Annotated in this window: 1 protein-coding gene; it reads right to left on the bottom strand. The window is 65.8% G+C overall.

Annotation, left to right across the window (positions count from 1 at the left end):
• Nucleotides 1-711: glycoside hydrolase family 2 TIM barrel-domain containing protein (locus UK23_RS17045; protein WP_045312529.1), on the bottom strand; the 711-nt coding region annotated here is incomplete at both ends.

Genomic DNA, 711 nt, shown 5'->3' with positions numbered 1-711 from the left:
GCTGTACGTCCACGTCTCCAGGTTGTTGTCGTAGGAGGACGTGTTCCGCTTGCCCGGGGTGTAGTTCTCCCCGGTGTTGAGCTGGTCGGGATCCTGGTAATAGCCGCGGGTCGAGGTGGAGGACGACGACTCACCCTCGAAGAAGAACTTGGTGGGGTAACGGGCGTGCAGGCCGTCGATCGAGGAGGCGTTGTTGTAGTTCACGCCCAGGCCGTCGAGCATCTGCAGGATCTGGTCCTGCGGCGAGCCGGGAGCGGGAACGGAGCGGTACCGGTCGGTGCCCATCACGATCGGGCGGGTGGTGTCGATGGCGCGCACCTCGTCGATGAGACGGCGGGCGATCGGCGGACCCGCGGCCGAGCTGGAGTCGGGGATCTCGTTGCCGATGGACCACATCACCACGGACGGCGAGTTCTTGGCCGCGTGCACCATCTCGCGGAGGTCGGCACCGCTGTTGACGTCGAAGAACCGGCCGTAGTCGTACTTCACCTTCTGCGTCCGCCAGGTGTCGAACGCCTCGACCAGCAGCAGGATGCCCATCTCCTCGCAGGCCCTGACGAACTCCGGCGAGGGCGGGTTGTGCGAGGTGCGGACAGCGTTCACGCCCATGCTCTTCATGATCCGCAGCTGGCGGACGATCGCGTCGGACGAGACCGCGGAGCCGAGCGCACCGAGGTCGTGGTGCAGGTTGACGCCCTTGAGCTTCATCTC

Source organism: Lentzea aerocolonigenes (assembly GCF_000955955.1).
In the GTDB taxonomy this organism is placed as follows: Bacteria; Actinomycetota; Actinomycetes; order Mycobacteriales; family Pseudonocardiaceae; genus Lentzea; species Lentzea aerocolonigenes_A.
This window is presented reverse-complemented; position numbering and strand designations above follow the sequence as displayed.